This is a genomic window from Paenibacillus sp. LjRoot56 (genome assembly GCF_964253335.1).
In the GTDB taxonomy this organism is placed as follows: Bacteria; Bacillota; Bacilli; order Paenibacillales; family NBRC-103111; genus Paenibacillus_E; species Paenibacillus_E allorhizoplanae.
Map to the genome: position 1 here is coordinate 722,405 of NZ_CAXURV020000003.1, position 23,318 is coordinate 745,722.

Genomic DNA, 23,318 nt, shown 5'->3' on the forward strand with positions numbered 1-23,318 from the left:
TAACTATTGTTTTCTGTAAGCATACAGCTAGTATTATTAATAATACTGGGTATAAAACCGATAAGGAGTGATAAACCGCACCGGTTTCTGCTCCAGATAATCCATGACCTGAACAAATTCTGTGAAATCCGCAGCATTCCAGTGTGGGGGGTGAATTTGAAGTAATAAATATTTCTTGTCTACCCCTTTGGCTTCATACTGCTGCCGGAAAGCTTCTAGATTGGGGTGAATGACAGGGTGCTCAATATCAACAACCCGCTCCAGCACTGCTTTGCTGCTCAGGCGACCAAACAGCCAAACCATAAGATCCGGCACTGCTTCCAAAGCTTTCGTTGTATGATCATCTATTGCATTGCCCGGTGCTCCGAATGTGCGAAGCACTACCCCTAAACGCTTGCGTGCCAACTGTTGTGTGCGCAAAAGATGCTCCAACTGATATTCAGCTGACGTATTCTGAAACTCGTAGCATACAACGTTTTGATCGTTTTCCTTAGATAGCATGTGATCGTATCCATGGTTCCAGATTTCATGACCCTTTTCTATCAGATGCTTTACTCTGTAAACAAACCGTTCATCTGCGTTTTCCAGGGTATTCCCGATAAGCCCCAAGCTTGCAACAATTCCGCGTCGCTCCATCTCATTAAAGAAACGATTCCATGCCGGAGACAAGCCATCGGGGCTATCCTCCGAATAGACTAGATCATCAGCTTTAAGAATAATCCATTGTCCATCAAAGGCAAAATTATCAGTGCCCATATTACACTTCATTTTCCGATTCTCTCCTTTTTTTATTTAATTTCCATCTAAGATGATATTTTATATATTAATAGAATAAATTTATATTTTGATTTTTTGATACTTTTAACCATCTGCTCTTTCTATATCATTAGACACTCAACAGAAATCTAAGAAACTGATTCCCTTGAATAATATTCCAAACCTATAACATCAAGTCTTTCTTAGATTGAAAATTTAATGCTTTCAATGAGTACTGAAGAATTGCAAAAATCATAAATACTTCTTTATATATTCAAAGTTTGGCATTAGATCCTATTTATATGCTTTTCTTATTAAATAATAATATGTTTTATATGAGCAAAACTGATAAACCTTCAACATAGACTTTGAGCCAGGTAACCTTCGGAGACAAATAGATTTGTTCAACTGCCCCTTGAAAATATTTTTCCATGTACTAAAGCACCTCTTAGTATCAAGATGCTCTAGATCTATCAGTTAAGCAATAATCTTGCTGCATGAAACATATCCAATCTTAAACTCGTCGCATTCGGGTTAAGCTGTTAAATTTTAAAAATAACCAATTTGCAATAATATATAATAATAAATAAATTGGTAGTGACAAACTATTTTCCCAATGAGTATGATTGACAAAATGAAGCCACTGATCAAATAATGGATGTCCAATGTACGTTGTGAGAAAACTAAATAGACTACCTTTTATGAATACTTGTTTTATCAAATCACTTTTTATCATAAACATTATAATTACAGGTATAAGAGTAAAATCATACGGAAGAATTCCAATTGGTATAGGCAATAATTGTACATTGTACTTCCAATAACCCAATGTGACTCCCAAAGCATCCAAGATGCATGAAATGAGAGCTATGACAGCTCCGGCGTAAAAACGTTGTTTTCTATATTCTCTTCTATCGTAGATCAACCACAATATCCATGGTAATACGGATAATGCTAGACAAGTCCACCATTTCCAAGAAATTATACTGCTCCGAACAAAATCTTCGATTGGAACCACCTCCTGGTATTCGTTCTCAATCTTTTTTGGCCTAAATATGCACTTTACAGTAATGTTCAACTAAATAAAATATCTTTCAGAGGTTTCAAAGCTCCACCTCGTTCATGCCCAATGCCTTGCTAGCTAGTAGGTTCGGGTCTCCATTGACATATTCGGGAAGCTTCGGATATGGGAAAACGTCAAGATGGTGTACGCTGAAATGTTGCCGGATCAGATCGAAAATCGAGACACCTTGGGGTATTCCTCTATCTGGACATATTTTATCAACTAGCTCTATTGACCACTTTGACTCATGATTGATCGCTCAATCAGCAGCTCGGAGATGATTCCAGTCATTAGGAATTAATCATGAATTCCGCCGTCTCCATGGAATATCCGGATTTCGAAGGAGCTGCTGCCTACGAAATCCGGGTGGTCCTTTACGAATGTGCTTATGCTCAGTCGCTCGCCTCTAGGATAATAGGAGCCGTTCCTCCTTTATGCATCGCCTGCAACAATAGCCTTTTGGTTTCTTAGGATTCGCTGCAACTCGGAAACGTTAACCTCCCGTGCTGCGATCTTTTGACCGGCAGAAAGTGCAGCGGCTACGCCAGCCGCCTGGCCTATAGCCATACAATGCGATTGAACACGTAAGGAAGCCAATGCTTCATGGGTTGCAGAAATATTGCGTCCTGCGACCAACACATTTTCTAGGCCCAACGGAAGTAGACATCGGTAGGGTATATCATATGCCCCCTCCAATTCCGTCCATTGGTTGGTCATATCCCTCGGGTTATGAATATCAATCGGAAAGCAGCCTTTGGCAATGCCGTCAGCGAAGCTCCGTCCTTTCAGAACGTCGTTTTCATTCAGGATGTAATCCCCGACAATTCTCCGCGTCTCTCTAACTCCGACTTTCGAAGCTAAGCCCGAAATTGAAGCTTGGGAGAATCCGGGAAAATACTTCCGGGCGAATTGAGCCAAAGAAATTGCTTGATCCCTCAACTCAAGCTCTGCCCGGATTAGGTCCCGATTGTCGGTGCCATCAATCTCATTTAATCTTGTCGCATTGAACAGCACATCCCCTTTTCGGTAATCGGAAAAAAGAGTGACGCGCTCGCGTCCGAGATTAAGCTCACCTTGCTGCCGCCCTCGAAGGACCAGATTGTTAAAGCCGCTGAAAGCGACCATTGAGTTAGAAAAATACGAAGGCAGGTTTGGCGGCAAGATCGGATAGGTAACCCAGACGAGTTCATCCTCATGCTGCCGTGTATATTCGATAAGAGAGTCAGTATCAACATAGCTCATCTTGAAAATCGAAGTTACCGGCTGAACGGCCCCATCTTTTTGGCGTCCGTATTCGTAACGAGCGCCGGCCATGACAGCAATATCCCCGTCACCGGTACAATCAATAAAAACCCTTGCTTTTATGAGTTGCTTCGAGGATTTAGTCACAGTTCCTATGGATTTAACGAGGCCGCTCTCAGTTTCGACTTGATCGACTGTCGTGTTTAACCGAAGGTCGACACCGGCTTCCGTCACGATTTTGTTCAATACGAATTTAAGAATTTCGACATCAAAGGGGGTGATATGTCCGCCTGTCCCCCACGTGCTGTTCGGATCCTTGTAAGGGCACTTGATCGTCCCCGTAGACCCTTCGTATTCCACAAGCAAGTCTACAATTTCTTGGAACACTCCCCGAATAACTTGGGTATCTTTGTAGAAGTTTGTCATCCATGGGCCGACCATGCTTCCGGTGCCCGCACCGCCTAGATACGGGGTCGGCTCGATCAAGATCGTTCGAGCCCCAGCTCTCGCAGCTGCAACCGCTGCAGCCACACCCGCCGGACCTCCTCCAATCACTGCAACATCATATGGCTGCGTTAAAGTCATTCCGAATAACTTCCCTTCAAGTGGTTTCATTATTTACCTAACAAAATCTTATCACCGTTTTTCTTCATGTTTGCGATTGTGGCTGCCGACGTTTGTTCGCCGAGCAGTGCTTTTTCTACTTCCTCATTGACCACCTTAGTCAGTTCCGGAAGCTTTTCCACATTCGAATCCACGACATAGTCATTTTCGGAGAAGATCACGCGCTTAAACGATTCCAGATCAAACAGTTTTTCCGGATTATCGCCAAGCAGCAGCTTAAGTACTTTGTTCCTGTCGACCTTTTTCCAAGAAGGCACCCTTCCTGAGGCAATTAACGGTTCGTTTCCTTCTGTCACATACCATTTAAGGAATTTCCAGGACGCATCCTTATATTTGGAATCAGCGTTGATGGATACGTAATCGAAATAGGAAGTACCGCCACCTGGATATTTGCCCCCCGAAGAAATGTTAGGTGTCGGCGCCAATGCCGTTACAAAGTCATGTGGAAAGTTTTTTATATCCTTAATCGTCCGAATGCTGGCCGTACCGCAGAGATTCATGGCTGCTTTTCCGGTAGCGAACATGCTGGTGCCCTGCAGTTTAGTAGTGTTCGCTTCCGCATATGCCGGCTGCGCTTTTAGGTTCCGTTCCAAATTGACCATGACATCGATATATTTCTTGAATGGCGGTGCATCGAAATTGCTCGTTCCGTCCTTTTTATAGTACGCATCTGGACCGAGCTCCGTCTTGACGATCGAATTCATCCAGGCGGTCTTCGGCTCCAAACAGCCAATAAATGAACCATAACGTTTGCTCGCCCCATCGCCTTTCGTCAATTTGGTGGCATAATCCGCGTATTCGTCCAAAGTCCACGTTTTGGGAATGGGAAGACCCGCTTCGTCCAGGTAGCTTTTATTTAAAGATACGAATTCATTTAAAATAATGGCCGGAATATAATAGGAGCTGTTGTTAATCTTTAGAATGGATTTATCACCGAAATTCTCTTCAATGTTGAACTTGTCTTTGGCGAAATAGCTGTCGAGAGGCTCTGCAATCTTCGCCTTAATTCGCTTTTGCATTGGTGCCATACCGTAGTTAATAAAAACGTCTACCTGCCCACCCGCCAATAAGGCTGTATCCAGCTTCGTGTTGCCTGCATCGTCATTCACGTACCGAAGATATTCCACCTGAATATTCGGATTGGCCTTATTCCAGTTGTCGACCATCTGCTGAGGACCGTTTTCAGGTGGAATCGCTCCCCACATCTTTAATTTAATCACCTCATTTTTGGCCGCCGTTGTCACCGTTCCTTCTATCTGCTTGCCCACATTGTCCGTATTCGATTGCGAACAGGCTGCAAGCCCCATCATACTTAAAACCAATCCTGTCAAAAGTAATTTCTTCATATGAACCCTCCTTGTATTGTCTCCTACAATAACTCTGCATACTGCATCAGCGCAGATTCATTGATCTCAACGCCCAACCCAGGGCCTTCTGGCAATTCGTAATACCCGTTCTTGCAAACAATAGGCTCCTTCAGAAGCCGGTTCGCCGCCGGCAGCACGTTTGGCTGGAACTCAAGCGTGTAGTAATTGTGGATATTAGCGCATAGCTGCAACGTCGCAGCGATGCAAATACCCAGCCCATTGCTTAAATGGGGAGCAATCTGAATATTGAAGGCTTCCGACATCGTGGCGATTTTACGCATCTCGGAAATGCCAACCCAACCCATATCCGGCTGATAAATATCTCCGGCTCTTACGTTAATCCGGTCCTTGAACTCATAACGCGTTCGGATCTCTTCGCCAATCGCTACGGCCATATCCAGCGCCCGGCTGACTTCAGCGATTCCCTGGATATCCTCACTGGCAACAGGAGCCTCAAGAAAATCGTAACCGAGGGCTTCCAGCCGGCGGCCCAATTGAATCGCTTGCGACACCGAATATTGCTGGTGCACGTCAACCATTAATCGGAAACCGTCCCCGACCGCTTCCCTAATCGTCTGGGCGGTTCGGGCATCCTGTTCGATCCCAAAGCCCAAATGCAGCTTGATGGCGTCGAAGCCCTGTTCCTTCCACTGAATCGCCAGCTTGCCCTTCTCCGAGTCTGAATCTGCGTACAGCCCCGAGACATAAGCATGTATCCGCTTTCTTTCCGCACCACCGAGCAGCACATGTATCGGCTGGTGCAGCGATTTTCCCCACAGGTCCCACAATGCAATATCGACAGCCGAGATGGCCGTCAGCATGAACCCGGAGAAAAAACCTCGTTCTCTCATCGAGCCGTACATGCGATTCCATAAAACCTCGATTTGGCGCGGGTCTTCGCCTAGCAATAGCGGTGTCAAAATTCGCTTGATGATATTGCCGGTGACCTCAGGCCCGATCGGCGATAAAGCTTCGCCCCAGCCGGTTAATCCGCATTCCGTCTCTATTTTCACCAGCAGTGTTTCCTGCTTGGTCGAATAAATTGCTTTATACTTTGGATGGCGGTAATAATCGGAGTCAGGCTTTGTAGCAGCCGAATTTATTAATTGCACGCTTTGCTTAGGGGATTTGTGAACATAGATGTCGATTGACTTAATTCTCATATTGCCCTCCGTATGCTATTTGATTAAAAATCAACCTTTAATACCGCTGGAAACAACCCCTTCCACAAACCATCGCTGAGCGAGAATGAAGATCAGGATGATCGGCAGAACGGCACTTACCGAAGCAGCCATCATTAGAGTGTAGTCTGTTCCCATTTCATCGATATAGTTCGTTAAACCAAGCGGTACCGTATACAATTTATTGTCTGACAAAAATACAAGAGGATTGATAAACTCATTCCAGTTCGACGTTACGTTCAAAATCACAAGAGAAACCAACGCCGGCTTCGAAAGAGGCATCACGATTTTTGTCCAAATCAGGAAATGGCCTGCTCCCTCTATCCGGGCAGCTTCGGAAAATTCATGGGGAATCGTAATGTAGAATTGCCGAAGTAAAAACACTGCAAACACTACGAAAACGCCGGGTACGATAAGGGCCAGGTGGGAATTGTACATGCCTAGATACTTAAACAGTATGAATCTGGGGATAAGGGTGACTTGATCTGGAATCATTAATGTTGCTAAATAAAGCATAAAAATCGTGTCCCGTCCTTTAAATACGATGCGCGAGAAGCCATATGCCGCAGCCGAGCTAATAACGACCGTACCTGCCACCGTCAATATCGTTACTTTAATGGAATTCAAGTAATATAACCAAAACGGATTCGGCCCCATCCATACCGATTTGTAATTATCCCAGCGAAATACCGAGGGAATCCACTTTACGGGAAACACGAATACTTCAGCTTGTCCCTTTAAAGAGGTGGACAGCATCCAAATAAAAGGCAGGACCATCGTCAGGCTTAATGCGCCCAGCACCACTGTGAGCATCAATTTGGACACAACCTCTTTGGATGAAGACGTTTGTTTGTGTAAAAAACCTCTCATGTCGCCCCCCTATTAATAGTGCACCCATTTCTTTTGGCCTCGCCACTGAACGATGGTAATGATGAAAATCATAATGAAAAGGATCCATGCCATCGCCGAAGCATAACCCATATCGAAAAACTTGAATGCAGACTGGTAAATATAAAAAGTTATGACGCTAGTAGCCGTTCCAGGACCGCCGTACGTCATCGAGAACACAGCGATAAACACTTGAAAGGAATGAATCATGCTTGTGATTAACACGAAAAAAGTTGTCGAGGACAGCATTGGCAGCGTAATGTGAAAGAAGCAGCCTCTAGAGCCGGCACCGTCGATTTTGGCAGCCTCATATAAATCCTTCGGTATACCTTGAAGGCCAGCCAAATAAATGATCATGTTATACCCGATGTTCGACCAAATGGTCATAATCATGATCGCGGGCAATGCCCAGGTCGAGCTGGACAGCCATCCGGGAGGGTCGCTGATTCCCAAGCTTCTAAGGAAAGCATTGATTGGACCTTGAGACGGGTTATACAAAACTCCCCACACGACCGATATTGCTACTAAACTTGAGATGTGAGGCATAAAGATTAGCATCCGGAATGTCGACTTGAGATATGCGCCTTTATTTAATGCGAGCGCCGACAGCAGAGACAAGACGATAGTCGCGGGCACCGTGACACAGGTGAAAACCAGATTATTTTTCAGACTGTCGATGAACCAGTGATCACTCCACATTTTTGTGTAATTGCTGAATCCCACAAATTCGATCCCAGAGAACCCCTCTAAAAAGTTCCAGTTGGCAAAGCTGATTACCAAAGAGAAAATAATGGGAATAAATGTAAATAATCCAAAGCCAAGCAAACTGGGGAAAATAAACAACCAACCTCGAAGTGCTTCCGATCTATTCATACTAAGTTCACCTCCTTTTGAGAAAATTATAATGTAAGCGCTATTATTCAGAAACTCACGCATCTTTGAAATACGAACGTATTTATTATTTCCTATTGAGCAACCATCCGCTCTTTAAAGGGTGCGTTTGCAATTCTTCGATATTGATCACCGATTCTTCGAGACTCAATACTTATACTGAGAAGGAGAGACAGACGTGTACTTTTTGAAAATTTTCGCAAAATATTTTGTGCTGCGGAAGCCGACCTGCTCTCCGACGTCGATCCAGTGTAACTGATTGCTTCTCAGCAACTCTTTCGCCCTCTCCACGCGAACCTTTTGCAAATAATTGACGAATGGCTCTCCCATTTCCTTGGAAAACAAGTAGCTAAAGTAATTTACACTTAGATTGGTCAAATGTGCCATGTCAGTAACCTGAATCTGGTCCATATAATGAGCATGTAAATAATCTATGACTTTACAAATCTCGATTCGATGATGCGAGGCTTTGAGAATATGCAGCGTCTCCCAAGCCAGCATGTGAAAATCGAGACACCAACCTCTTAATTGCTGGTAGGTTGCAGCTTGTGAAATTTGATTGTAGGGGGACGAATGGTTCCAAAATTGCTGAATATTCCCGCCCCACTCCTGCATCAGAGAGACCACGGTGGAAACCCATAGGCATATTTCATTTTTTATATTTTGCTCTGTGATGCACTCATCTGCATCTAACGGGAACAAACGTTCGAAACCTTCGCGAGCAATAGCTTCCTCCGGCCCTTCAAGTACCGTGTAGTATTGTTTTAAATGTTCGACGGCAAAAAAGTTTATGCTTGTACTTACGGCAGCATGCGTTCTCGCGCCGTCTTCCGGGCGCAGCGCTTGTCCATAAAAGTCCGCCTCCGGTTTCTCCAGCTCGCAATCAGACAACTTGTCGGGTAGTGTGTCATGTTTGGATGTCGGACGAGCTTTACCTGTGCAATCCTGAATTCGCTTGATGTTCAACACCGTTTCCAGCAGTTCGTCCGGACCCATTAGAAATTTCTGTACGTAATCGGTTACCCCCAAGCGAAGGGCTTTCCTGACTGATTCAAAATCCTCCAGCACACTAAGTATTATTATTTTCATCTCAGGAAATTCATCCCTGATCGTACGTATCATCGTTAACCCATCCATTTTGGGCATCCGAATATCGCTTAGTACTATGTCTGGCAGCGTACGCCTTACTAGCTCAAGGCCAGTTTCTCCGTCGGCAGCTTCACCAGCCACTTCTATCCCATAATACTCCCAATTCATGCTCATAATCCCTCTGCGTACGAGTATCTCATCATCAATCACGACGATCTTCATCAACCATCTCCTCCTTGTGAACCGGCAGCTTGATGGAAACCACTGTATGACCATTCCCTTTATTTTTCTGAAGCTGTATTCCACAGTCCGTCCCATGCATTAATTGGATGCGATTGTGAACGTTTTTCAAACCGATGCGCGGTCCATGAGCCGATGCCGGCTGCTTCAACAATTTATGAATTTCATCGATTCTTTCCTGAGATAAACCTTGCCCTGAATCCTCCACCTCAATTAGCAAAATTCCGGAGGCAAGCTTTGTTCGAATAATCATCTCGCCCTCGCCCCTTCCGGAGAATATCCCGTGCTGATAAACATTTTCGACCAGGGGCTGTAAAGACAGCTTGGGCACCATGCAAGCCAGTGATCCCGGATTAATCTCCTCCCGGACTTTAATGCTCTCACCGAAACGGTATCTCTGTATGGTCAAAAACGATCGGACGTTCTCCAGTTCCTCCTCAAACTTAATAATCTCTTGTCCGCGATGGATGCTCATATTCAATAAATGTCCGAGCGACATCAGCATTTCCGTAATGTCCTTTGTGCCTGCCATTACCGACATCCATTTGATCGTATTCATCGTATTGTATAAAAAATGAGGGGTAATTTGCGACTGGAGCGCCTCCAGCTTGGCTTGTTCCTTCTGCTTATTCAGAATCACCTCATTTTCAATATGGCTCTTTAGCCTCATCAGCATGCTGTTCATACTTCTGCTTAATAATCCAATCTCGTCTCGGGACTTCACCTCGCAGGAAACGTCCAGCCTGCCGGACTCCACCTGCCTCATCACTCTCCTCAACTCTCGGATCGGCTTGCTCAGCATCGAGGAAAAACCGATAATCAGTACGATGAATATCGTCATCGCTAATGATAATACAAGTACCGTCCAGCGGGTCATCTGATTGACCTTCCGGTACATTTCGGTGTATGGAATCATTTGTACGACATGCCAGCCCGGAATGGAAAGCGAATATGTGCTGACCAGATACAACTCCCCATTCCAATTAATCTCATACGTATTATTTCCTGCGGACCAACTCGACTTTAATTGCTCGTAAATGGCTTTATTGAGTTCCAAGTCGGTGCCCCAAATACCGTCTTCAGAAAGCAAGAAGCCGGTCTGTTCTGAGGAGGAGCCTTGTCTTCCCAATATCTCGAGCAATTCATCTGTGGGCAAGCGAATTACCGCTACTCCCAGATCCGACAAGTTTTCGTCTTTGAGGAGCTTACCCACCGTGATAAAACCGCTTTCGGAATTGTCCGCAGTTTGTGATTGTATCGACCAAACCATATATCCGTTCTTTGCTGTAATTTGATCGATTAACTGTTCCCTAACGTCTCTAGACCCATTGGGAATGCCATACGTATAAATGTGCATATTTCTATCCTGAACTATAATTTGCGCCGTATCATCCAAAAGTGTCGTTGTTACTTCAAGAAATTTTTTATCCATCTGTTGAGCAGCATTCAGTTGATCCCGTTCGGTGATTTTTGGTGTTTCCAGCAATGTTTTCACATTGGGATCCAAAGCGATCGAATTCATCGTACTTGTGATCACTTTTAGCTGCCTTTCGAAGTTAAAATTCACCTGCTCCAACTGATTGGCCGCATCCAGCTCCACTTGTTTGCGGAGCAAGTCATTGAACTCATGATAAGAATAATAGACCGTCCCTATGGTGGGGAATAAAATTAAGAATAGGAAAGCGGCCAGCAATTTGTTGTGGAAGCTTATAAAGCCCATATCCGTCGCTCCTATCTTTAAAATCTTGAATAAAGTTATAAGGACCTTCAATGGAATTGGTAATATATAGTAATTATAGACACTTCTAGCCGACGGCTTCATTTGCCCTCGGCTTTTTCATGAACGGATTCTGAATGTAATGTTATAAAAACGAATTCCACGAACTCCATTCCCTTGTACTGGTTAAAATTGAAGAACGCTTGTCGTTTCCGAATGATTGCTAAGCAAAGAGCTCGAAGTTATTCCGCTTCAATCCGGTCGCGCATGAGCTTGGACCAGCGTAAAGCGATTGCTTCTTGACCCGCCGCTGAAGGATGGACAAGATCGGCGGACAACTCATTTACACTTCGCAACAGCTCCGTTCCCGCTGTGTAGATAGTCCTCGAATCACCTAAATCCTCGACTGCTCGACGGACTGCCAACCTATAGTCTAAGATCCGATCCAAACCATCCAGATCATGGTTACATAGAAATAGGTCCGTCACAAAGAGCCATCGATTACGCTTGCATTTAAGGACGGCAGAAAGAAAATCACGCATCTTATGTTCGAATACTTCTGCCGTCCACTGCCCTATCACGTTTATCCCCATCTCTAGTGATGCAAAGTCCCAATCATCGCGCTCCGCAATATGATGACCGAGGGCCAGATCCATATGTGCGCTACTTGCGAATCCCTTATTCAATAAATCCACGCCAAGTAGATCGGCTATGCGCATCGCATAAGATCCGGTGGGACGCACGGCATCACCGCCATGCGTAATGGATGAACCATAGGCCAGGTATCGACGTTGTGGTAATTGTTGCGGCTTCGGTGGAACTAGATCACCTTCTGCATCCATGAAAATAATTTTCCAATCGTATGGCAAGATGATTCGAACAACCTCCGGATCGAAAACGAGATTATGTTCTCGGTAAAGTGCTGAAAGCTTCTCTATATGGGGCCGTTCAATAGTAATTTCAGTAAGATCCGTCCCAATCATTCTCGGAGTGACTGAATAGGGCGCCTGAAATTGGCCATAATAGACTTCTGCAGCATGTGACGAATCAAGACGCGCTTTACCTCGGCGAAGAATAATCTTCGCCTTATCACTACGCATTAAGAACCTTAGCTCCACTCCGCATGTATTTTCCGCACGGTCAACTCTGGCTGCCTCATTTAACTCCTTTCTCACTTGGGAAGGCACCCGGTTTAGAGCCCAACCCCCGCCTTCAAAAGGTACCAATTCATCAACATTGTGAAATGCGATTCCCTTGAAAACTTGCAATTTTTCCACCTTCTTGTCTAATAGTAATCAACTAAGTAAGCATCTTACTGTAATGTTCTAATGTTCAACTATACAAGATAAAAGATCCGCAGTACCACACGCCCTGCTTTGACCGTTAAGTATTGAAGATAATCGGTAATCGACGCTGGGGAGGTCCCTTATTAACGAATCGTATTTCGCTGCAAATCTCGAAATTAATTATGTTGTTCTACCCGTATAAATATCCGAAACCCATATGAAGGCAATACCAGCTTTTCTCCGCCGATGTTCCGTCCAGTCTCCCTGAAGCATGCTTCCAATTCCGCAACGTTTCGGCTTTTGGGGCCTTTCGGCTACTTTTACCTTTTATTTTCGGGATCGAAAATGAATGCGGATTCCACCGGGACAGTCCTACCGGTGACTGGCTCCAGAAGTTCCCCGTTCCTTGAAGATGCGTGATTTTTCATGAATAGTCAGCGGAAATCAAAGTCAATAAATTGGTCGACAACCGCTGAAAGCCTTCATCTGTCGGATGCACCCCATCCAAAAACAATGCAGGGTCATGCGGCATCAGTTCCATCCCCTTCAAAACCTGTACCCGATCATAGGAAGCTACGATCTTCTCCATAACTGCAGCAAATTCTAAAAATCCGCAGGCATTCCTCGGCTTCTCCCAATCCGCTCTCCATAATGGTGTCCAAGCGATAATAGGCACATCCGGGTAGAGGAGACGTAGCTTATCATAAAAGGATTGGCAGTTGGACACGAATTGCTCTAAGCTTTCAGCTTGAGTCCAATCATTGGTTCCATAGGCCAACGTAATCAAATCCGGCTTCCAAGGAAGCGCTCCGTCCAGAACCTGTTCATTATGGATGTAACCGCCTACTCCCTGGTTCAGAAGTTCCATGCCCAGTCCTCGGGACAGTTGAACGGGATAAGTTAAGGAAGGACGTTTGGCAACCATGCCCTGAGTAATGGAATCGCCCATACAGAGCAGCTTTCTAGAATGAACCGATGCCTCGAACATTTGAGCTTGATTCGACAGCCGCAGTTCGAGAAGAAGGACGATTGCACTATGGGGGAGATAGATGGTAACTCGCTTCACCTGCTTCTGGCCAAGCGACTCATATAAATTCAAACGAATTGTATCAGGGCGGTTTTCACTCAACTGCTCGGATTGATACGCCCCCAACCAAGCTCCATCCAAATAAACATCGAATAAAGCATACTCCCTCAAACTTCTAGCTAACGAATAGTCCAATTCCAACCAAGGGGAATCCGTCATAAAGTCCAAACTTACTCCTGCGGTACATTCCGACCTGATCCTGTGGAGTTCTTGTTTTGAATACTCCTTTAGTTGCTCCTCCGTGAATCTTCTCGGAAGCCATCCATGATCCATCTCTGTTATTCCGACTGCATTGCGGATGTGAGTGTTACGGTAAAGCTCTTGCGGACATATTTTCATGACTATGTCTTACACTCTCCTTTTAACAACAAAGGCAGTAATCATTCCTGAACAAGCGGAGCAAACAACAACGGATACAGTAACTACGTATCTTAACGATAATTACGTCGGTGCATACATCATAATCGTATCACTATTAACCAGCTTATCTAACGGGTGACGTCCATCCTGAACGGATACGCTGGAAGTCTTTCTCTGTTCGTTACATTGGCGTCAGGATAAGCTGCCCACGCGTAGCGAACACCGACAGGCTCGGCTACCCTTGGGCTGAATGCAACGATTTGAGATTCGTTGATAATGATAGCACCAGCTTTATAATAGTCGCCGTCTTCTCCACAAATTTCGAATCCTTTAACCACTCCTGTGAGGGTTTTAGGGCTGTTTCTTCCGTTGTAACTAAGCTTGACTTTACCGTCTCCGGATGAAACGGCTGAGGTGCATGTCGGTCCTTCGTAAATAATGTCTTCGCCGTAAACTGTCGCTTTGGCCAATAGAGCAAGCCGCTCGCCGACTGGCTGTTTGTTGGGAGGATGACCGTCTCCCCATTCCCCTACGTCTAGTGTAACAACCATCCCAGTATCTTTTGTTTCTTTTACGACAATATGTTGTGCTTCCCTCAGAAGCGGCCAATTCTCGCCGTGTCCAAACCCAGGGAGCTGGACGACGAGGAAAGTAAGGTCAGCTTTTCGAAACCCGCTCCGCCATTCTTTTATCAAGGCACGCAGCAGCTCAGGGTACAGGTGAGTCCGTCCGGCATCACTCTCGCCTTGATACCACAATACGCCCTTGATCGTATATGGCTGAATAGGGAAGATCATGCCGTTGTACAGTGCTCCCGGTCGTCTAGGGTGCGCCGGACCCATTAAAGGGGCACCAATCATTTCATTACTCGGCAACATCTCTTGTTCAAACTGAGCCGCCATTTCGGCAAACTGTTTGTATAGCCGCTCTCGTTCGTTGTACTGTTCTTGGAGATCAATATTTGCCACGGCCTCTTTCTTATACCTGCGAATGAGGTAGGCTAGTTCGGGATTGGACTCAAGCGTTTCGCGCTTAATCCATGAAGAAGCTTCTGTGCCGCCTACCGACGCGTGGATAAAACCGACCGGCACTTTCAACGTCTCGTGAATCAATTTGGCAAAGTAGTAGCCTACCGCCGTTGCTTCGCCTGCCGTATCCGGGCTTATTTCGCTCCAAGCGCCTGATTTAAAATCGTCCTCAAGTCTGTCCGAGCTGGTAATGGGTACGTTGAAAAAGCGTATGCCGGGATAGTTGGCAGCCTGCCGCTCTACCTCATAATTAGTCGTTCTTGCCAAACTCCACTGCATGTTAGACTGCCCACCACACACCCAAACCTCCCCTACATAAATGTCAGATAGTGTAATCATATGCCCATCGCTCGTTATCTGCATGGTATGAGGGCCTCCATAGGGAAGCGGATCTAGCTGTAACAGCCATTCGCCTTCAGGTGTAACGACAGATTGTTTAACTTGCCTGGAAATCCGTACCGTCACCCGTGCGCCAGCTGCCGCTTTCCCCCATACCGTGACAGGCTCTCCTTGTTGAATTACCATTCGATCACTGAACAACTTGGGCACAGACAAAACCGTTTGATTGAGAGTCAATCTGACCATCTCCCCTTTTTTATTGGACACCCGTGCCCGTTCCATTTCCTTCTCTAATGAAACCCTGCATCCATATGCCGGAAGGCTCAACCGCAAGAACCACCGCTGTCTCGGTATGAATTAGATCGCACATCAGCGACACCGAATACGGTCCCGCTAAGCCATCCAACCTTTCCTCCTTCGAAAGCAGAGATCGTTCTCGTCAACAATTCCACTCCAATACGTTATAACAAGCGTGCCTCCTGAACGGACGAATGCCTCGAGCCGTTCGGCCGTCCCTTGCTTCAACATATACAGCATGGGGGTGATCACGAGCTTATAACGGTCCAGCGAATGATCCATGGATAGATCAATCCCTGCAGTAGATGTTCTCTTTTTCTGAACGCATCTTTATCATACCATCGTAGTGTGAGGCGAGTAAGAAACAGATTTAGTGTCCTCTTGTACAAAATTACGCTACCAGCTGTAAAAAACGTCCCTCTCCTCAAGAAGGAAAGGGGCGCGAATAGCTATCAGTTGGACATGTGATTCTTTTCTGAACTCACTGGGCGTCTGTTCTAGACAGGACTTGAAATTTTTTTACAAAATAAGCCTAATTCCCAAAACCGCCCCTTGTAGTCTTCCCTTCCGAATATTGTTCACTTAGTCTATTTCAAGCCAATGACATATTCGATCGTTGTAGCGTACTGATTAATTTATCCACCTGCTCCTGGGAAAGCTTCTTCCCTCTTTGGGCTTCTACGCTATTTTCAAAAGCATGGAGCTTGTTGATCGCAGCGACAGCGTTTGCAATTTCCAAAGAATCTGCTACCGCCTTCAGCTTCAAAGTCAAATTGTTATGGATAGTCGTATCTATCTGGAAGACGATATAATTGATACTCTCCGCGACCAGGTCCTCTGCGTTCACATCGTAAACTGTGATAACCACGCTCTCACTGTCTGTTAATTGCCCGTCGCTTACTCGAATCGCTATGGATATGCTCCGGACTTAAACTGAGGCGTCCAAGAGAACTTCGCAGTTACAGGGTCAAATACTGCACCTGCCGAGAGATTGTAGACACTGTACGTAACGGTCGTCCCTATGGTCGGGAATAAAATCAAGAATAGGAAAGCGGGCAGTAATTTGTTGTGAAAGCTTATAAAGCCCATCTCCGTCGATACAAAAATGGAAATAATGGGTAATCCATAGAAACTTCCAGCCGACGGCTTCATTTGCCCTCGGCTTTTTCTTTCTTACAGATTCTAAAATGTAATGTTATACGAAAACGCCCTCCATTTCCCTGAACTGGCGAAAATGGAAGGACGATTATCGTTTCCGAATGATTGCAAAAGCAAAGAATACGATGTACTCGAATACTTACAGTCAGCGCACTCCGCAATATGATGACCGATTGCTCGATCCATATGTGCGCTACTTGCGAATCCCTTATTCAATAAATCCACGCCAAGAAGATCGGCGATACGCATCGCGTAAGATCCGGTGGGACGCACGGCGTCACCGCCATTCGTAATGGATGAACCGTAAGCCAGATATCGACGCTGTGGTAATTTATGCGGCTTCAGCGGAACTTGATTGCCTTCTGCATCCATGAAAATAATTTTCCAATCGTAAGGCAAGATGATTCGAACAACCTCCGAATGCTTTCGATAGAGTGCTGAAAGCTTCTCTATTAGTAATTTCAGTAAGATCCGTCCCAATCATTTTCGGTGTTACGGAATAGGGTGCCTGAAATTGGCCATAATAGACTTCTGCGGCATGCGACGAATCGAGACGTGCCCTACCGCGTCGAAGAACTAAGTAAGCATCTTAATGTAATGTTCAACTATACAAGATATCTTTCAGCGGGTGTCAAAACTCCGCCTCGTTCATGATCAACGCCTTGGTAGCTAGAAGGTAAATTCGGGTCCCCACTGACATATTCGGGAAGCTTAGGATATGGATAGATAGGTCTCTGGAAGCTGATCCCATTCGGAGCAAAGTTATCTTTAAACGCTGTTGCGATGATTTTATCCGGTGCTATTCCATGCTCGACCCATTCAACTAACGCGGTGAAAACGTCATGCTCGCTACTTGGAACAACGCTTTGAAAAACACCGAGACCGATATCGTTTAACCCCGGACCGCCACCACAGTGTCCCATCCCCGGCACGAGGAAAAACCGAAAAAACTCTTGGGTTTGGGCTAGTCCCCCCTGATCTTGAATCACCCGTTCATAATAATGGAGCGCATCTTGATAAGGGACAAGCGGATCAGACAACCCTGTATACATCAAGATTTTCCCACCGAATTTCTTCATCTCGTTTAAATCGGGATTGTTAGCATTTAGAATCGGAGCTAAAATTTCATTCAATGTATCCAGATCGCGGTCAAAATCAAATCTTGTGTAATCAAAATCGGCGCCGAACACCCATTTAAACATGTATAAAAGCGACTGCGGCAGCTTTTCGGGATCTTGTTGTAACTCTAGGCCCCCGGCGCAATTCTCACTTCCGTAAGGAAGAGGCGTGTATATCCGTTCTCCCGTTCTTGGATTGGTTGGTCCTGCATAAATTTGCTTCAGTGCGGATAATTGCTCACTTGTAAGACCATTGTTGTAATCTCCCCCGTTACAATTGGGAATCGTATCAGGATCGAAATTGCATTTTCTAGGATCCGTTAAAAAGTTATCGCCCGGAGCACCGCCATCTTTTCCTTGATATTGCCTGACCACCGTGTGTGTAATGAAATCTATTTGTTCTTTCGTTAAAATTGTTCTCCCCGGCGTTGGATTCATAGCTTTGTAATTCCATAGAAACCCGGTATGCAGGTGTGTGCGATTGTTAGCCGGAGCACCAGCAATAATTCCGTTATAATCAGACGGATAACGTTGAGCTTCCATTAATGCTTGTTGGCCGCCAGTCGAGCATCCAATGAAGTATGAGTATGAGGCTGATCTTTCATAAAATACTTGAATGATCTCCTTCGCCGCCACAGTCATCTCATGTGTAGCGCGATGACCGAAATCCGCCCATCGTTCGGGCTGGCCAATTAAAGTATTGGCATTAGGGGACGTGCCCAGGTCTGTGTTAGCAGTTGCATAACCGCGCCGTATTCCAAATGCAAGAGGCGTATAATTGATGAAACCGGCGCCCCCTCCGTTGCCCGTGCCGAGAAATTTTCCGTTCCATATCTCTTGAGGTAACCAAACCTCTATATTGATGTCTGATTGGGGAGTTGGCTTCAAATTGACAACAACACGGCAAAATGCAGGCAAGTCGCTTATGATTCTACCATCCGGCAAGGTAAAGCATCCATCAGTCACAAATTGAACATTTGTAACAGTGCCCCCTTCTATATGGACGTCTTTTAGTATATCTTCCATTCTTACTCTCCTCCTCAATAACTGCTATTGTGCAGTATATCCGCCATCAATGACAATAGCTTGACCTGTCACTCCTTTTGCATGCTCGCTGGAAAGGAACAAGGCATATTCCGCTATTTCATTCACCTCCAGCAGACGGCGTTGTGGGACCAAAGGCAGGATAATCTCCTCCAACGCCATCTGAGACGATGTGTTGTGAAGAGCCGCTACATCCTTCAATTGATTTCTTACCAGGTCCGTATCCACATAGCCGGGGCAAAGCGCGTTAACCGTAATTCCGTATGCGGCAGTCTCAAGGGCAACGGCTTTTGTCAGTCCGATGACCCCATGCTTGGCGCTATTGTAAGCAGATTTGCCTGCAAAGCCTACTAATCCGTTAATCGATGAAATGTTAATGATTCTCCCGAACCGTTGTCTTTTCATAATTGGAATAGCCAGCTTAATCATTAAAAAGGGGGCCGTAAGCATAATTTTTATCATCTGCTCAAATTTTTCCGTTGGAAAATCTTCAATGTGAGATACATGCTGCATACCGGCATTATTGATCAGTATGTCCAATCTTCCCCACTCGGACGCTATGTGGTGAATAGTTTCAGCGATTTCCGCTTCCGACGTCACATCCAATTTTACGCCATGAACATCCAATCCTAATAAACGAAGATGCTCCGCAGATTGTTCTACAGCGGCGCGATCCTTATCCGTTAATATGACTTTAGCACCCGACTCGGCAAAACGTTTCCCGATTTCAAAGCCGATTCCCCTGGCAGAGCCTGTAATCAGAACGACCCGATCTTGCACCACTAACTTCGCCTCCTTGTTAATAAGCATTCAACACCAGGTTTTCCGCCATGCGGAGCGATGGTTCTGTCATTGCTTGAATATCGTCGCATGTGTAACCTTTGGCCACTTCCATCAGCATAAGTCCCTGCGAGGTAACGTCAATAACCGCACGATCCGTAATGATCCTATTAACGACCCCTTTGCCAGTCAAAGGCAGACTGCAGTGGCGCAATATTTTCGGTTTGCCTTCTTTATTCACGTGATCCATAATGACGACGATACGTCTCGCGCCATGAACAAGGTCCATGGCGCCACCCATTCCTTTGATCATCTTGCCAGGTATCATCCAATTGGCAAGGTCTCCGGATTCCGATACTTCCATCCCGCCAAGAATGGCCAAATCGATATGCCCACCTCTTATCATGGCAAATGAATCAGAGCTATCGAAATAAGAGGCTCCCGAAATTGCTGTTACAGTTTCTTTGCCGGCATTGATCAGATCAGGGTTGACTTGGTCTTTTTTAGGGTAAGGCCCGATACCAAGCAGCCCATTCTCGGATTGAAGCATGACTTGTTTAATGCTAGGAATATAATTGGCTACCAACGTGGGAATGCCTATACCAAGATTTACATAGAATCCGCTTTCAATTTCCTTTTCTGCACGGATGGCAATTCTTTCACGAACGGACCATTCTTTCATCGTTTTTCTCCTTTTGCAGTTATTATGTTATAACTCAGTGCTGAAGGTCATCTTTTCAATTCTTTTTTGTTGCTGACCGACAATTAGGCTTTGCACATAAATACCCGGAGTATGAATATTTTCAGGATCGAGTTGCCCTACTTCAACCAACTGCTCCGTCTCCACGATAGTCTTGCGTCCTGCTGCAGCCATGATCGGATTGAAATTTCTTGCCGTTTTATTGTATGTCAAGTTCCCATTCTTATCTGCAATTGCTGCGCGAATTAAGCTAAAATTTGCTGTTAATGATTCTTCCATCATATAGGTTTTGCCGTTAAAAACTCGAGTTTCCCGTCCTTCCTCAAGAAGAGTCCCCACTCCTGCTGGGGTATAGAAAGCAGGAATTCCAGCGCCTCCCGCTCTTATTTTTTCCGCCAGCGTTCCCTGCGGCAGAAGCTCTGTTTCGATTTCCCCCAATAGGAGTTGGCGTTCGAATTCTTTATTCTCGCCGACATAAGAGGCAATAATTTTCTTAATCTGTTTATTACGCAGCAGAAGCCCCAGTCCCCAATCATCGACACCGCAGTTGTTGGAAATGATCGTTAAATTCCGCTTCCCGCTTTCTGCAAGGGCCATGATCAGATTTTCAGGAATACCAACCAGTCCGAAGCCGCCAACCATGAGAGAGTCCCCGTCTTTTATTTCCGCAACCGCATCTGCAAACGATGTTAATATGCTTTTCATTTTACCTCCCCCTCCTGTTCATATAAGCAACGCTCAACAATAATGGAAATACCTTGCCCGCCACCGACGCACAGCGTAGCTAATCCATATCTCGATTCTCTGCGCATCATCTCATAAAGAAGGGTCACTACAATTCTTGCTCCACTAGCACCAATCGGATGTCCAAGGGCAATGGCTCCGCCATTGACGTTAAGTTTGTCGTCGTTCAATTCGAAATGTTTCGAAAAAACGAGCGATTGCGCAGCGAACGCCTCGTTTGCTTCAATTAAATCAATATCTTTTATTGCCAATCCAGCTTTTCTCAAAGCTTGTTCGGTGGCTGGAATCGGTCCGATTCCCATAATAGCAGGGTCTACTCCTACAACCGAGCTTGAACGAATAATAGCCATTGGACGAATCCCAAGGGATTGTGCCTTCGCATGGCTCATCAATAAACACGCAGCTGCTCCATCGTTAATGCCGGAAGAATTGCCGGCCGTAACATTCCCGTCCTTCATAAATGCTGGGCGCAGTGCAGATAGTCCTTCCATGGTTGTGTCCTGTCGCAAATATTCATCGCTGTCTGTGGTTATGATACTTCCTTTTCTCCCTGGCACGTGTACTGGCACAATTTCGTCTTTAAATCTTCCCTCTACAACAGCTGCTGCGGCTTTTCTTTGGCTTCCGAGGGAATAGCGGTCCAGCTCTTCTCGCGCCAAATCGTATTGATTACACAGATTTTCAGCTGTAATTCCCATATGATAATCATTCTCCGCGCACCATAAGCCGTCTTTTATCATACTATCAACCAGAACTTGCTCACCCATACCGTATCCAGTCCGTGCTCCTTTGAGCAAATACGGCGCTTGACTCATATTCTCCATTCCGCCAGCTACGATGAAATCGTACTCGCCGCTTCGGATGGATTGATACGCCAATTGAATGGCCTTTAGCCCGGAACCGCATACTTGATTGATCGTTGTAGCGGGTATCTCGGTGGACAACCCTGCCAATAGAGATGTCTGTCTTGCCGGATTCTGGCCAAGGCCCGCCTGCAGGACATTGCCCATCAGCACTTCTTGAACCAAAGAAGCCTCTATGTTCGCACGTCGCATTACTTCTTGAATGGCAGCTGCCCCAAGTTGAATGGCTGAAAATTCCTTGAATACACCATTAAATTTCCCTATCGGTGTTCGGGCTGCACTTACAATTGCAACCTCGGTTTCATACATATGATGGTCATCTCCTTGAAATAGTAATTACAACGAATAGATGTAACGCTTACATTAAAGTGTACAGCACAACAATTTATGTGTAAAATGATAAAAATGAATGAGATTTATTCCAAAATCGAATATATAGGAGAAGATTAAGGATGGATTTTCAACACATGAGCTATTTTATTGAAGTGGTGCGGCATGCCAGTATTTCAAAAGCGGCTCAGACCCTGCATATTACACAGCCCACTTTAAGTAAGATTATCAAGAACCTTGAAGACGAATTAGGGGTTATATTGTTTAACCGCTCAACAAGGCATATTCAATTGACAGATGACGGTGACATTTTTCTAAAATTTGCCCATTTAACATTATCGATGGCTGATGACCTCCAAGTATCCCTGAATGACGGAAAGCTTTTAAAGAAGGGAAAATTATCGTTAGGGCTCCCTCCTGTAATTGGTGTTAGCTTCTTTCCGCATATTATTGCAAAGTTTCGAGACCTATACCCTGGCATTCATCTTCACCTGATTGAGGAAGGGGGAAAAATAGTTGAACAACTTTTACGCGATGCAAAAATTGATTTGGGAGTGGTCGTACTTCCTGTAGACGAAAGTCAATTTGATTTCATTCCTCTGGTTGAACGCAAACTTTCGTTAATTGTGAATTCGAATCACGCTCTCGCCAATCAAGAAATTGTTCATTTATCTGAGTTACGTAACGAATCATTTATTTTGTTCAAGGAGGGGTTCTCACTTAACGACAGAGTTCGAGAGGCGTGCATTCGAGAAGGGTTCGAGCCTATTATTTCTTATGAAAGTTCTCAATGGGATCTAATTAGTGAAATGGTAGGGGTGGGATTAGGCATCGCTTTGCTGCCGGAGACAGTTTCAGGAAGAATACACACCGAATCTGTCAAAGTCATTCCGAAGACGGTTCCCCATATCAGTTGGGATCTTGCTATCATATGGAGTAAACACCATTACCTTTCCCATGCGGCGAAAGGATGGATCCAGTTTATAAGAGAATGGGTATGGCTACAGCGGAACATGATATGAATACAAGGAGGCTGCCCATAGCAATTAAGGACAGCCTCCTTGTATATCTTTTTAAAATATCCAACAAAAACGGGACTCTTAATCATACCTACGTCATATATTGC

General features: G+C 45.2%; 22 protein-coding genes and 1 pseudogene. 1 reads left to right on the forward strand and 22 read right to left on the reverse strand.

All coding sequences use genetic code 11. The features are described from left to right. Positions 1–36: 36 nt before the first annotated feature. The 22 genes and pseudogenes from ACSQ8O_RS22295 to ACSQ8O_RS22400 form a co-directional block, all read right to left on the reverse strand. Positions 37–768, reverse strand: coding sequence for a DUF2334 domain-containing protein (locus ACSQ8O_RS22295; RefSeq protein ID WP_436243413.1), 732 nt, complete (start codon positions 766–768; stop codon positions 37–39). A gap of 502 nt (positions 769–1,270) precedes the next feature. Further along, positions 1,271–1,774: a CBO0543 family protein gene (locus ACSQ8O_RS22300; protein ID WP_436243414.1), complete on the reverse strand. Its 504-nt coding sequence runs from the start codon at positions 1,772–1,774 to the stop codon at positions 1,271–1,273. A 477-nt stretch (positions 1,775–2,251) separates the two neighbouring features. Then, complete coding sequence (locus ACSQ8O_RS22305) at positions 2,252–3,676, reverse strand: FAD-dependent oxidoreductase (protein WP_436243415.1); 1,425 nt, start codon at positions 3,674–3,676, stop codon at positions 2,252–2,254. Continuing rightward, positions 3,676–5,031: an ABC transporter substrate-binding protein gene (locus ACSQ8O_RS22310; RefSeq protein WP_436243416.1), complete on the reverse strand. Its 1,356-nt coding sequence runs from the start codon at positions 5,029–5,031 to the stop codon at positions 3,676–3,678. The genes ACSQ8O_RS22305 and ACSQ8O_RS22310 overlap by 1 nt, the downstream gene beginning before the upstream one ends. Positions 5,032–5,054: 23 nt before the next feature. Continuing rightward, positions 5,055–6,215, reverse strand: coding sequence for a mandelate racemase/muconate lactonizing enzyme family protein (locus ACSQ8O_RS22315; RefSeq protein ID WP_057308675.1), 1,161 nt, complete (start codon positions 6,213–6,215; stop codon positions 5,055–5,057). Positions 6,216–6,245: 30 nt separating this feature from the next. Further along, complete coding sequence (locus ACSQ8O_RS22320; RefSeq protein WP_436243417.1) at positions 6,246–7,103, reverse strand: carbohydrate ABC transporter permease; 858 nt, start codon at positions 7,101–7,103, stop codon at positions 6,246–6,248. A 12-nt stretch (positions 7,104–7,115) separates the two neighbouring features. After that, complete coding sequence (locus tag ACSQ8O_RS22325; protein WP_057308673.1) at positions 7,116–7,994, reverse strand: carbohydrate ABC transporter permease; 879 nt, start codon at positions 7,992–7,994, stop codon at positions 7,116–7,118. Between the two features lie 165 nt (positions 7,995–8,159). Then, the gene (locus ACSQ8O_RS22330) at positions 8,160–9,323 is read right to left on the reverse strand and encodes a response regulator transcription factor (protein ID WP_436243418.1); all 1,164 of its coding nucleotides are present in this window, start codon (positions 9,321–9,323) and stop codon (positions 8,160–8,162) included. Continuing rightward, on the reverse strand, positions 9,304–11,061 hold the full coding sequence (locus ACSQ8O_RS22335; protein ID WP_436243419.1) for a sensor histidine kinase: 1,758 nt from the start codon (positions 11,059–11,061) through the stop codon (positions 9,304–9,306). The genes ACSQ8O_RS22330 and ACSQ8O_RS22335 overlap by 20 nt, the downstream gene beginning before the upstream one ends. A gap of 239 nt (positions 11,062–11,300) precedes the next feature. Beyond that, entirely contained in the window at positions 11,301–12,233 is a 933-nt protein-coding gene (locus ACSQ8O_RS22340) for a GDSL-type esterase/lipase family protein (RefSeq protein ID WP_436243420.1), read from the reverse strand. 535 nt (positions 12,234–12,768) lie between these two features. Further along, positions 12,769–13,590 carry an SGNH/GDSL hydrolase family protein gene (locus ACSQ8O_RS22345; RefSeq protein WP_436243421.1) on the reverse strand — a complete coding sequence of 274 codons (822 nt, stop codon included), beginning with the start codon at positions 13,588–13,590 and terminating at the stop codon, positions 12,769–12,771. 329 nt (positions 13,591–13,919) lie between these two features. Continuing rightward, on the reverse strand, positions 13,920–15,404 hold the full coding sequence (locus ACSQ8O_RS22350) for a sialate O-acetylesterase (protein WP_436243422.1): 1,485 nt from the start codon (positions 15,402–15,404) through the stop codon (positions 13,920–13,922). A gap of 10 nt (positions 15,405–15,414) precedes the next feature. Continuing rightward, positions 15,415–15,564, reverse strand: coding sequence for a hypothetical protein (locus ACSQ8O_RS22355; protein WP_436243423.1), 150 nt, complete (start codon positions 15,562–15,564; stop codon positions 15,415–15,417). 14 nt (positions 15,565–15,578) lie between these two features. Further along, positions 15,579–15,725 (reverse strand): annotated as a pseudogene (locus ACSQ8O_RS22360) (beta-galactosidase trimerization domain-containing protein); the annotation flags it as partial. Between the two features lie 322 nt (positions 15,726–16,047). Next, a complete protein-coding gene (locus ACSQ8O_RS22365; protein ID WP_436243424.1) occupies positions 16,048–16,323 on the reverse strand; it encodes a hypothetical protein in 276 nt (91 codons plus the stop codon). A 41-nt stretch (positions 16,324–16,364) separates the two neighbouring features. Beyond that, on the reverse strand, positions 16,365–16,607 hold the full coding sequence (locus tag ACSQ8O_RS22370) for a hypothetical protein (RefSeq protein ID WP_436243425.1): 243 nt from the start codon (positions 16,605–16,607) through the stop codon (positions 16,365–16,367). A 30-nt stretch (positions 16,608–16,637) separates the two neighbouring features. Continuing rightward, positions 16,638–17,012, reverse strand: coding sequence for a hypothetical protein (locus ACSQ8O_RS22375; RefSeq protein ID WP_436243426.1), 375 nt, complete (start codon positions 17,010–17,012; stop codon positions 16,638–16,640). Between the two features lie 206 nt (positions 17,013–17,218). Continuing rightward, on the reverse strand, positions 17,219–18,757 hold the full coding sequence (locus ACSQ8O_RS22380; protein ID WP_436243427.1) for a tannase/feruloyl esterase family alpha/beta hydrolase: 1,539 nt from the start codon (positions 18,755–18,757) through the stop codon (positions 17,219–17,221). A 24-nt stretch (positions 18,758–18,781) separates the two neighbouring features. Then, complete coding sequence (locus tag ACSQ8O_RS22385; protein WP_436243428.1) at positions 18,782–19,585, reverse strand: 3-hydroxybutyrate dehydrogenase; 804 nt, start codon at positions 19,583–19,585, stop codon at positions 18,782–18,784. Then, entirely contained in the window at positions 19,575–20,237 is a 663-nt protein-coding gene (locus ACSQ8O_RS22390; protein ID WP_436243429.1) for a 3-oxoacid CoA-transferase subunit B, read from the reverse strand. The genes ACSQ8O_RS22385 and ACSQ8O_RS22390 overlap by 11 nt, the downstream gene beginning before the upstream one ends. A gap of 27 nt (positions 20,238–20,264) precedes the next feature. Continuing rightward, a complete protein-coding gene (locus ACSQ8O_RS22395) occupies positions 20,265–20,960 on the reverse strand; it encodes a CoA transferase subunit A (protein ID WP_436243430.1) in 696 nt (231 codons plus the stop codon). After that, the gene (locus tag ACSQ8O_RS22400; protein WP_436243431.1) at positions 20,957–22,171 is read right to left on the reverse strand and encodes an acetyl-CoA C-acetyltransferase; all 1,215 of its coding nucleotides are present in this window, start codon (positions 22,169–22,171) and stop codon (positions 20,957–20,959) included. The genes ACSQ8O_RS22395 and ACSQ8O_RS22400 overlap by 4 nt, the downstream gene beginning before the upstream one ends. A 143-nt stretch (positions 22,172–22,314) precedes the next feature. On the opposite strand from ACSQ8O_RS22400, the gene ACSQ8O_RS22405 reads away from it, so the two are divergent. Further along, positions 22,315–23,214 (forward strand): LysR family transcriptional regulator, encoded by a 900-nt coding sequence (locus ACSQ8O_RS22405; RefSeq protein ID WP_436243432.1) that lies wholly within the window; start codon positions 22,315–22,317, stop codon positions 23,212–23,214. Positions 23,215–23,318: the final 104 nt, after the last annotated feature.

Bases quoted from the DNA above. Each gene is read 5' to 3' on its own strand.
- ACSQ8O_RS22295 (WP_436243413.1), bottom strand. From the start codon at position 768: ATGAAGTGTAATATGGGCACTGATAATTTTGCCTTTGATGGACAATGG.
- ACSQ8O_RS22305 (WP_436243415.1), bottom strand. From the start codon at position 3,676: ATGAAACCACTTGAAGGGAAGTTATTCGGAATGACTTTAACGCAGCCA.
- ACSQ8O_RS22310 (WP_436243416.1), bottom strand. From the start codon at position 5,031: ATGAAGAAATTACTTTTGACAGGATTGGTTTTAAGTATGATGGGGCTT.
- ACSQ8O_RS22315 (WP_057308675.1), bottom strand. From the start codon at position 6,215: ATGAGAATTAAGTCAATCGACATCTATGTTCACAAATCCCCTAAGCAA.
- ACSQ8O_RS22320 (WP_436243417.1), bottom strand. From the start codon at position 7,103: ATGAGAGGTTTTTTACACAAACAAACGTCTTCATCCAAAGAGGTTGTG.
- ACSQ8O_RS22325 (WP_057308673.1), bottom strand. From the start codon at position 7,994: ATGAATAGATCGGAAGCACTTCGAGGTTGGTTGTTTATTTTCCCCAGT.
- ACSQ8O_RS22330 (WP_436243418.1), bottom strand. From the start codon at position 9,323: ATGAAGATCGTCGTGATTGATGATGAGATACTCGTACGCAGAGGGATT.
- ACSQ8O_RS22335 (WP_436243419.1), bottom strand. From the start codon at position 11,061: ATGGGCTTTATAAGCTTCCACAACAAATTGCTGGCCGCTTTCCTATTC.
- ACSQ8O_RS22345 (WP_436243421.1), bottom strand. From the start codon at position 13,590: ATGACGGATTCCCCTTGGTTGGAATTGGACTATTCGTTAGCTAGAAGT.
- ACSQ8O_RS22350 (WP_436243422.1), bottom strand. From the start codon at position 15,404: ATGGTCAGATTGACTCTCAATCAAACGGTTTTGTCTGTGCCCAAGTTG.
- ACSQ8O_RS22370 (WP_436243425.1), bottom strand. From the start codon at position 16,607: ATGAAGCCGTCGGCTGGAAGTTTCTATGGATTACCCATTATTTCCATT.
- ACSQ8O_RS22380 (WP_436243427.1), bottom strand. From the start codon at position 18,757: ATGGAAGATATACTAAAAGACGTCCATATAGAAGGGGGCACTGTTACA.
- ACSQ8O_RS22385 (WP_436243428.1), bottom strand. From the start codon at position 19,585: ATGCTTATTAACAAGGAGGCGAAGTTAGTGGTGCAAGATCGGGTCGTT.
- ACSQ8O_RS22390 (WP_436243429.1), bottom strand. From the start codon at position 20,237: ATGAAAGAATGGTCCGTTCGTGAAAGAATTGCCATCCGTGCAGAAAAG.
- ACSQ8O_RS22395 (WP_436243430.1), bottom strand. From the start codon at position 20,960: ATGAAAAGCATATTAACATCGTTTGCAGATGCGGTTGCGGAAATAAAA.
- ACSQ8O_RS22400 (WP_436243431.1), bottom strand. From the start codon at position 22,171: ATGTATGAAACCGAGGTTGCAATTGTAAGTGCAGCCCGAACACCGATA.
- ACSQ8O_RS22405 (WP_436243432.1), top strand. From the start codon at position 22,315: ATGGATTTTCAACACATGAGCTATTTTATTGAAGTGGTGCGGCATGCC.